7 protein-coding genes are annotated in these 9,374 nt (G+C 64.8%); 1 reads left to right on the forward strand and 6 read right to left on the reverse strand.

The features are described 5' to 3' along the window. Positions 1-35 precede the first annotated feature (35 nt). Positions 36-608 (forward strand): helix-turn-helix domain-containing protein, encoded by a 573-nt coding sequence (locus AC56PL_RS18500; RefSeq protein ID WP_497154693.1) that lies wholly within the window; start codon positions 36-38, stop codon positions 606-608. 7 nt (positions 609-615) lie between these two features. Here the strand turns inward: AC56PL_RS18500 and AC56PL_RS18505 are convergent, their stop codons facing one another. The 6 genes from AC56PL_RS18505 to ftsY form a co-directional block, all read right to left on the reverse strand. Then, a complete protein-coding gene (locus AC56PL_RS18505) occupies positions 616-1,692 on the reverse strand; it encodes an amidohydrolase family protein (RefSeq protein WP_497154694.1) in 1,077 nt (358 codons plus the stop codon). A 14-nt stretch (positions 1,693-1,706) separates the two neighbouring features. Beyond that, positions 1,707-3,293: a signal recognition particle protein gene (ffh, locus tag AC56PL_RS18510; RefSeq protein ID WP_495516781.1), complete on the reverse strand. Its 1,587-nt coding sequence runs from the start codon at positions 3,291-3,293 to the stop codon at positions 1,707-1,709. 4 nt (positions 3,294-3,297) lie between these two features. Next, positions 3,298-5,817, reverse strand: coding sequence for a [protein-PII] uridylyltransferase (locus AC56PL_RS18515; protein ID WP_497154695.1), 2,520 nt, complete (start codon positions 5,815-5,817; stop codon positions 3,298-3,300). A gap of 4 nt (positions 5,818-5,821) precedes the next feature. After that, positions 5,822-6,160 (reverse strand): P-II family nitrogen regulator, encoded by a 339-nt coding sequence (locus AC56PL_RS18520; RefSeq protein ID WP_495516783.1) that lies wholly within the window; start codon positions 6,158-6,160, stop codon positions 5,822-5,824. Between the two features lie 50 nt (positions 6,161-6,210). Beyond that, complete coding sequence (locus tag AC56PL_RS18525) at positions 6,211-7,557, reverse strand: ammonium transporter (protein WP_495516784.1); 1,347 nt, start codon at positions 7,555-7,557, stop codon at positions 6,211-6,213. A 232-nt stretch (positions 7,558-7,789) separates the two neighbouring features. After that, a complete protein-coding gene (gene ftsY, locus AC56PL_RS18530; protein WP_497154696.1) occupies positions 7,790-9,286 on the reverse strand; it encodes a signal recognition particle-docking protein FtsY in 1,497 nt (498 codons plus the stop codon). Between the last annotated feature and the right edge of the window lie 88 nt (positions 9,287-9,374).

Genomic DNA, 9,374 nt, shown 5'->3' on the forward strand with positions numbered 1-9,374 from the left:
TGCCATATCAGCAATTTTTGGCAGACTCTCCAGACATGGACGACGACTTGAACCAGGCCCTGACCGCGGTCGGCCCACGACTGCGTGCATTACGCCGCGACCGTGACATCACACTTGCCGACCTCTCCGCGACGACCGGCATCTCCGAGAGCACGCTGTCGCGGCTCGAATCCGGCGGCCGTAAACCCACACTCGAACTACTGCTGCCGTTGGCCAAGGCGTACTCGATCCCCCTCGATGAGCTCGTCGGCGCACCCCCGACCGGAGACCCGCGGATACATCTGCGGCCGATCAACCGCCACGGCCGGACATTCATCCCGCTCTCGCGACGTGCCGGGGGTGTCCAAGCGTTCAAACAGATCATTCCGCCACAGAACGTCCAGAACCCCGACCTCAAGACCCACGAGGGTTATGAGTGGTTGTACGTCCTGTCGGGACGGGTTCGCCTGATCCTCGGAGAACAGGATCTCGAGTTGGTGCCGGGCGAGGTGGTCGAGTTCGACACCCACGTACCCCACTGGATCGGCGCGATCGGGCCGGATCCGGCCGAAGTCCTCAACCTCTTCGGCGCACAGGGCGAGCGCGTCCATGTTCGGGCGCGCAGCTGAACGCAGCTCAGATGACGTTGCCGCCACAGACGATGGTCTCCGGCGCCCGCAGCACCGTCAGATCTGAGATCGGATCACCCGACAGCACAAGGACATCCGCGCGATCGCCCGCATCGAGGGCACCGACTCCCAGCCAGCGGCGCGCCGAGCCGCAGGCAGCGTCGAGCGCCGCTCGAGCGCCCAGACCGATGTCGGCCAGCGCCACCACCTCGTCGACGATGCGACCGTGTTCGACGAATCCGCCCGCGTCGGTCCCGGCGTAGATGTCGACGCCGGCGGCGACCGCACTCGCAAATGTGGCCGGCGCATCGGCGTAGAGCTTGCGCATGTGTTTCTGGTACGCCGGGAAGCGGTCGGCGCCGTCCGCGATCGACGGGAAGTTCTCCACCTGGATCATGGTGGGCACCAACCCGATCCGCTGCTCCGCCATCACCGCGATGAGTTCGTCGTTGAGGCCGGTGCCGTGTTCGATGCAGTCGATGCCGGCGCCGATCAGCCCGTACAACGCCTCGGTGCCGAAGACGTGTGCGGTCACCTTGGCACCACGATCGTGTGCAACAGAAATGGCTTCACGAAGCACGTCCTCCGGCCACAGCGGGGCCAGATCCCCGGTGTCGCGGTCGATCCAGTCCCCGACGAGCTTGACCCAGCCGTCCCCGGCCTCCACCTGCCTGGCCACCTCGGCGGGCAGATCGGTGACATCGTCGAGGTCGACGCCGTAGTCACGCAGGTAACGCTTGGGACGGGCGATGTGCTTGCCCGCCCGGATGAACTGCGGGCATCTGGAATCGGCGTCGAGCGGATGCGTGTCCAGCGGCGATCCGACCTCACGGATGAGCGTCGCGCCGGCCCGGACATCCGCGTAGGCGAAAGCGCGGGCCTGCTCGATGGTCACGCCCAGCCCCGGTGCGATACCCACGTGATTGTGGGCATCCACCAGACCCGGCATGATCCAGCCACCATCGGTCACGGTGACCGCACCCGGCAACGACTCGTACGAGATCACACCGTCGGAAACCCAGAACTCGATCGGTTCCCCGGTCCCGACGGCGCGACCACGAAAGTGCAACCGCGACTGCACCATAGGTGTGATCCCGACTACTTCTTCTTGGGCCGCTGGAACTGGCTGACGTCGATACCATCGAGTCCCGGCGGCATCTGATCAAGGCCGGCCGGCATGTTCGACAGGTCAGGGAAGCCGGCAGGCATTCCACCGGGCATGCCGCCAGGGAATCCGCCCCGGACCTTCGGCGGGGTCGGTCCGCGACCGCCCTTCTTGCCCTTCTTGCCACCCTTTTTGCGATTCACCTTGCGGTTGGCGCCGGGCATACCCATGCGGCCTGCCATCTGCGACATCATCTTCCGCGCGTCGAAGAAGCGATCGACCAACTGGTTGACGTCACTGACCGTGACACCCGAACCGTTGGCGATGCGGGCCCGGCGAGATCCGTTGATGATCTTGGGGTTGTCGCGTTCGGCAGGCGTCATGCCACGAATGATGGCCTGCACCTTGTCGAGTTGTTTGTCGTCGACCTGAGAGAGCGCATCCTTCATCTGACCTGCACCCGGCAGCATGCCGAGCAGGTTCCCGATCGGGCCCATCTTGCGGATCATCAGCATCTGCTCGAGGAAGTCCTCGAGCGTCAGCTCACCCTGACTGATCTTGTTGGCCGCGTCCTCGGCCTGCTGCACGTCCCAGTGCTGCTCCGCCGACTCGATGAGGCTGAGCACGTCGCCCATACCGAGGATGCGGCTGGACATCCGGTCGGGATGGAAGACATCGAAGTCTTCCAGCTTCTCGCCCGTCGACGCGAACATGATGGGACGCCCGGTCATCTCCCGGACCGACAGGGCGGCGCCACCGCGGGCGTCACCGTCGAGTTTGGTGAGCACCACACCGGTGAAGTCGACACCCTCGGCAAACGCCTCGGCGGTGGCGACGGCGTCTTGACCGATCATGGCGTCGAGGACGAACAGCACCTCATCGGGATTCACCGCATCGCGGATCCCCCTGGCCTGCCGCATCAATTCCTCGTCGATACCGAGGCGACCCGCGGTATCGATGATCACCACGTCGTGCAGCTTGGAAGTGGCTTCGGCGACACCGCCTTTGGCGACCTCAATCGGCTCGGCAAGACTCTCGGCGCCATCGTGACCCGAGACACCGAGCTCCCCGGTACCACCGATGTTCTGCCCCGGATGAGGTGCGTACACCGGCACACCGGCACGTTCACCGACGATCTGCAGCTGACTGACGGCGCCGGGGCGCTGGAGGTCGCAGGCCACGAGCATGGGCGTGTGCCCCTGCTTCTTGAGCCACGCGGCCAACTTCCCGGCGAGCGTCGTCTTACCGGCGCCCTGCAGACCCGCGAGCATGATCACGGTCGGCGGGGTCTTGGCGAACCGGATCCGTCGGGTCTCGCCACCGAGGATGCCGACAAGCTCCTCATTGACGATCTTGACGACCTGCTGCGCCGGATTGAGCGCCCCGGACACCTCGGCGCCCTTGGCCCGTTCCTTGATCCGGCTGATGAAGCCGCGGACGACGGGCAGCGCCACGTCTGCCTCGAGAAGCGCGAGACGGATCTCGCGACAGGTGCGATCGATATCGGCATCGGACAGCTTGCCCTTGCCGCGCAGATCGGTAAGGACACCGGCCAACCGGCCTGAGAGGGAGTCGAACATGCCCCTAGCCTATCGGGACACCGGATTTACCGGGTTTGTCGTCGTGCTCTCGGGGTGGCGCGGGTGGTGGCACCACTGCCAGGATCGCCTGTTCGAGCTGGTCACGGGCCTGTGAGCCGTCTCCGGGCAACCGGATACAGAACGAGTCGACCACCGATCCGCCCATCGTGGCGACCTTGGCCCAGGTGATGTTGGCGCCGTGACGCTCGAGAACATCGCTGACCCGGGCCAGCAGTCCGACCCGATCGCCGGCACGGAGTTCGAGGATGACACTGCTGTCGTCGTAGCCGTCGAACCAGATCACCTTCGGGGGTGCCTGTGCGAACAGCGCGGGCACCGCAGGCGACACGCTTCCGTCCGGAGGCGCCAGAGGCGCGCTGTCGCGTTCCTTGGCATCCAGTCGTGCGATCACATCGATCGCGCCTTCGACCGCCTGGATCAGTTGCTGGCGGAGCAATCCCACCTCGCCGGGATCGCCGAAGATCGGCGACACGAGGAACGTGTTGACCGCACTCCCGGCGTGCGTCTGCACGACCGCACTGAGCAACCGCAGACCCCGCAGCGACAGCACGCCTGCCATCCGGGACAACAAGCCCGGCTGCTCCGGCGCGATCATGGTCACGGAGAAGGTGTGCTGGTTGTCGGTGGACACCATCTCGACGCTGACCCCACCGGCCTCGGCGAGAGCGATCAGCTCTGGTGTCAGCGGATCAGGGGTGGACAGGTCGCCACCCTCCATCAGCCGCAGGCACCGCCTGACCAGTTCACCGATCAGCGACGCCTTCCAGTCACCCCAGACGCCCGGTCCGGTGGCCAGCGAGTCGGCCTCGGCCAGCGCCGCGAGCAGCTCCAGCAGGACCCGCGAGCCACCGAGCGTGTCGACAACGCTCTGCACCGTCGCCGGATCGTCGAGGTCGCGGCGGGTTGCCATCTCCGGCAGGAGCAGGTGGTAGCGCACCATCTTCGACAATATCGCCACGTCCTCGGGCCACAACCCGAAGCGATTGCCCACCTGGTTGGCGAGTTCGGCACCGACAACGCTGTGATCGGCACCGCGCCCTTTGCCCAGATCGTGTATCAGGGCGCCCAGCACCAACAGGTCCGGTCGTGACACCCGCGTGGTCAAAGCGCTTGCGTTGGCCGCGGTCTCGACAAGATGCCGGTCGACGGTCCAGGTGTGGATGGGGTCTCGGGGCGGAAGGTCGCGCACCGCACCCCATTCCGGAATGAGCCGGCCCCACAGGCCGGTTCGGTCCAATGCCTCGATCGGCGCGATCATGTGTTCGCCGGATCCGAGCAGGACCAACAGATCGCTCAGAGCGTCCGCGGGCCAGGGTTCGCGCAGTTCCGGTGCAAAATCCGCCAGCCGGGCAAGTGTCGCTGCGGCCATCGGCAGTCCGGTCCGCGCCGACGCCGCCGCGACCCGGAGAATGAGTCCGGGATCCTTGCTCGGGAACGCGTTTCGCGCCAGCGCCACTTCACCCTGGTGCTCGACAACGCCCTCGTCCAGCGGTCGCCGGATCGGAGATCTCCGCAGCTTCGACAATCCCTTGCGGGGCAAAGAGTTCGACGAGGTGCGCAAACCCACGTCGACGGCGTAGCTGATGGTGCGCGCACTGTCACTGATGGTGCGCGCCAGCTCGAACCGATCGCCAATCCGTAGTGCGGCACCGATCTCGTCGGCGTCCTGCGCCCGTAGCTGTTCCCGTGGCCGACCGGTGATCCGGTGCAGTTCGGTACGAACGTCCAGCAAGCGCGTGTATGCCTGGCGCAGTCCACCACCGGGCGAATCCGGCCGCAGCGCGGCCATGCCGTCGGTCAGCTGCGCGATGGCCAACGCGTCGAGCATGTGCACATCACGTAGACCGCCGCGACCGTATTTCAGGTCGGGTTCGGCGCGGTGCGCGATGTCGCCACTGCGACGCCAACGGTCACGGGCCTGATCCACCAGACCGCCGAAGCGCGAACGGATGTCGGTACGCCACTGCTGGCGGACACCACCGATCAGCAGCCGGGACAGGTCCTCGTCGCCTGCGATGTGCCGCGCCTCGAGAAGTCCCAGCGCCGCAGTCATGTCGGAGGCGGCAACCTGCAAGGCCTGCGACACCGTCCGGACACTGTGGTCGAGTTTGATGTGTGCGTCCCACAGCGGATACCAGATCTGATCGGCGACCTCGGCGACGACGGCGGGATCCATCTCGTCGTGCAGCAGGATCAGATCGAGATCGGAGTGGGGCAACAACTCTTGGCGGCCGAGTCCGCCGACCGCGACGATCGCAAACCCACTACCCGGTTTGATTCCGATCTCGGCGGCCTTGGTGGTGAGCCAAAAGTCGTGTAGGTCAACGAGCACCCGCCGCAGGGCGGGCGCATCGATGCGCTTGTTGCCGTCGGCGCGGGTGAGTAATTGTTTGCGTGCCGTGACAAGGTCTGTTGCCGCGGCAGGGGTCGCGTGAGACGGCTGCGGTCCTGCTTCCGAGGGTTCCTCGGAAGCAGGACCGCGACCGCCATTGAGAAATGGCACTGTCTTACAGGGCTTCGCTGCCGCGTTCTCCGGTACGCACCCTGATGACGGCTTCCACCGGGGACACCCAGACCTTGCCATCACCGATCTTGCCGGTGCGTGCAGCTTCGACGATCACATCGACAACCTTGTCCACTGCGGCGTCGTCGACAACGACCTCGACACGAACCTTGGGAACGAAGTCGACCGAGTACTCCGCACCGCGGTAGACCTCGGTGTGGCCCTTCTGGCGACCGTAACCCTGGACCTCGCTGACGGTCATACCGACAACGCCTGCTTGTTCCAGACCGGCCTTGACATCTTCGAGCGTGAACGGCTTCACGATCGCGGTAACTAGCTTCATTTGTTGTATCCCTCCATGAGGATCACTTAGCGAGATTGAGTTTGCAGGACTTAAGCGAAGTCATACGCGCTTTCGCGGTGATCCGTCTCATCGATACCAGTGTCCTCATCTTCGGTGGTGATCCGCCAGCCGAGTGGCTTGAGTGCGAACGCGATGATGGTGGTCATGACAGCGGTGAATGCGACTGCGACCAGTGCGATGACGATCTGGATGACCAGTTGCTTTCCGCCGCCACCGTAGAAGAGGCCGGTCTCGGAGGCCAGCAGGCCGATGCCGATGGTGCCCCACAGGCCGGCAACGAGGTGCACGCCGACGACGTCGAGCGAATCGTCGAAGCCGAGCTTGGTCTTGAGACCGACGGCAACAGCTGCGAGTGCACCGGCGATCACACCGAGGATCAGCGAACCGATCGGGGTCAGCGCGCCACAAGCCGGGGTGATGGCGACCAGACCGGCAACGATGCCCGATGCTGCGCCGACGCCGGTCGCGGACTTGTCGCGGATCTTCTCCACGACGAGCCAACCGATCAGACCGGCTGCGGTCGCGGCGGTGGTGTTGATCCAGACCAGGCCTGCCAGAGCGTCTGCGGTGCCTTCGGAACCGACGTTGAAGCCGAACCAACCGAACCACAGGATTGCCGCACCGAGCATGACGAACGGCACGTTGTGCGGGCGGTAGGCGGTGCGACCGAAGCCGACGCGCTTGCCGATGATCAGAGCAAGGACCAGACCCGCCATACCGGCATTGATATGGACAACCGTGCCGCCTGCGAAGTCGATCGGGGCAACCTTGGCAACGATGTCACCGTCGACGTCCTCGGTTCCGAAGATCCATGACGCGAAGCTGTCCTCGGCGTTCGAGAGCAGACCGCCGCCCCAGACCATGTGCGAGAGCGGGAAATACACGAGGGTGGCCCAGACGCCCGTGAAGACCAGCCATGTCGAGTACTTCACGCGCTCGGCGAGCGAACCCGAGATCAGCGCAACGGTGATCACCGCGAAGGTCAGCTGGAAGCCGGCCCAGACGATGGCCGGGACGTCTCCGAAGCCGCCGATGACATTCAACGTCTCGCCGTCGATGTCTTTGGTCTCCATCAGTTGATTGAGGCCGAAGAGCGAGAACGGGTTGTCGAAGATGCCCAGGATGTCATTGTCGCCGGTTGTCGACGACGAGAACGACATCGAGTAACCCCAGAGCACGTAGATCACGCTCACGACGCCGAGGGAGCCGAAGGACATCATCATCATGTTGATGATGGATTTCTGACGCGACAGGCCACCGTAGAAGAAGGCCAGCCCCGGTGTCATGAAGAGCACGAGTGCGGCGCTCGTCAGGACCCAGGCGGTCGCCCCGACGTCGTAGGGCGCAAACGCATCGTCTGGCAGTGCCAAAACCACTGTAAGAAACCTCCTAGAGTGCGCCGACGGCTCGGCGCCTTCAAAGAGATTGGCGGTCGAGGATTTCGTTTAGGGTCCTCTTAGGTTTCAGGCGTGTGAACCGCCACCCGATTCATGTTTCATCTATGTATACCGGCAGGAACTATGTTGATCAGAGTGCCGAACCGACGTTGATTTGTTGTGTGAGGCCGTCTCGAGTCGCGCGAACTCACACGATCTGAGCAGCGGCAGATCAGCCCAACAGAGCGTCGACGAACGCCTCTGGTTCGAACGGTGCAAGGTCATCGGCACCTTCTCCCAAACCCACCAGCTTCACCGGCACTCCGAGCTCGCGCTGCACATGGAAGACGATCCCGCCCTTGGCCGTGCCGTCCAGTTTGGTCAGCACCACCCCGGTGATCGAGACGACTTCGGAGAACACCTTCGCCTGGGTCAGGCCGTTCTGTCCGGTGGTCGCATCAAGGACCAACAGCACCTCGTCGACGGCGGCCCGCTTTTCGACAACACGTTTGACCTTGCCAAGCTCGTCCATGAGTCCGGTTTTGGTGTGCAGCCGACCTGCGGTGTCGATCATCACCACGTCGACGCCTTCCTCGATGCCACGTGAGACGGCATCGAACGCGACCGCAGCGGGGTCTGCGCCTTCTTTACCGCGGACCACCTCGGCACCGACCCGCTCAGCCCAGGTTTGCAGCTGGTCCGCCGCGGCGGCTCGGAAGGTGTCGGCCGCTCCGAGCAACACCCGGCGGCCGTCGGCCACGAGAACGCGGGCCAGTTTGCCGGTGGTGGTTGTCTTGCCGGTGCCGTTGACACCGACCACGAGCAGGACGGACGGCTTGCCTGCATGCGGCAGTGCGCGGATCGAGCGGTCCAGGTTCGGTTCGATCTGTGCGATCAACACCTTGCGGAGCAGGGCCCGGACCTCTGCCGCCGAACGAACCGGCGCTTGGGCGAGTTCGGTACGCAACTGTTCGACCACTGCCATTGTCACCGATGTACCGAGGTCGGCCATCAGGAGCGTGTCCTCGATCTCTTCCCAGCTGTCCTCATCCAGGTCACCGGCACCGAGCAATCCGAGCATGCTCTTGCCCAGTGCGTTCTGAGACCGCGACAGACGACCGCGGAGCAGGCCCAACCGGCCCGCGGTCGGGGCGATCTCGTCGAGCGTCGGCTCCACGACCTCTGGCTCGAGCTCAGGTTCCGGCGCCACGATCTCCGGTTCGAAGACCTCCGGTTCGACAACCGCCGGCTCGACAACCTCCGGCTCGACGATCTCAGGTTCGATGATCTTCGGCTCGACAACCTCAGGTGCCGGCGCGGCGGTCTCGGGCTGGGCGGTCTCAGGCTGCGCGGTCTCAGGCTCGGCGACCTCGGGTTCCGCTACCTCGGGTTCAGCTGTTTCCGGCTCGACGACCGGCGTCTGGGCAGCGGGCGGTTCGACGACCTCTGGCTCGGGCGCAATCTCTTTCGCAGGTGCACTCGGGACGTCCGGGGCCGGCGGTTCGGCAACCGACGTCCCGGACCCACCCTGGGTGAACGAGAAGCCCGAACCCGCCTGATAGCCGCCCGATTTGTCGACCTGCCTGGTGCCATCGGATCCGGTGATCTGATCTTCGCTGTCGCGCAGGGAGATTCGACGGCGACGAGAGACCACCAGGCCTCCGACCACCAGCGCCAACAGCAACACGGCAACTACAACAACGATCGCGATTACGGCACCTGAGTTCACCGGCCCAGTCTGCCAGAGGGGATCTGAGCCGCACGTTGAGGACACAGTCGAGGGAACGATGGCAACTGCACCGATGACCAGGATCTGG

This window comes from Williamsia sp. Y721, assembly GCF_059683565.1.

Bases quoted from the DNA above. Each gene is read 5' to 3' on its own strand.
- AC56PL_RS18500 (WP_497154693.1), top strand. From the start codon at position 36: ATGGACGACGACTTGAACCAGGCCCTGACCGCGGTCGGCCCACGACTG.
- AC56PL_RS18505 (WP_497154694.1), bottom strand. From the start codon at position 1,692: ATGGTGCAGTCGCGGTTGCACTTTCGTGGTCGCGCCGTCGGGACCGGG.
- ffh (WP_495516781.1), bottom strand. From the start codon at position 3,293: ATGTTCGACTCCCTCTCAGGCCGGTTGGCCGGTGTCCTTACCGATCTG.
- AC56PL_RS18520 (WP_495516783.1), bottom strand. From the start codon at position 6,160: ATGAAGCTAGTTACCGCGATCGTGAAGCCGTTCACGCTCGAAGATGTC.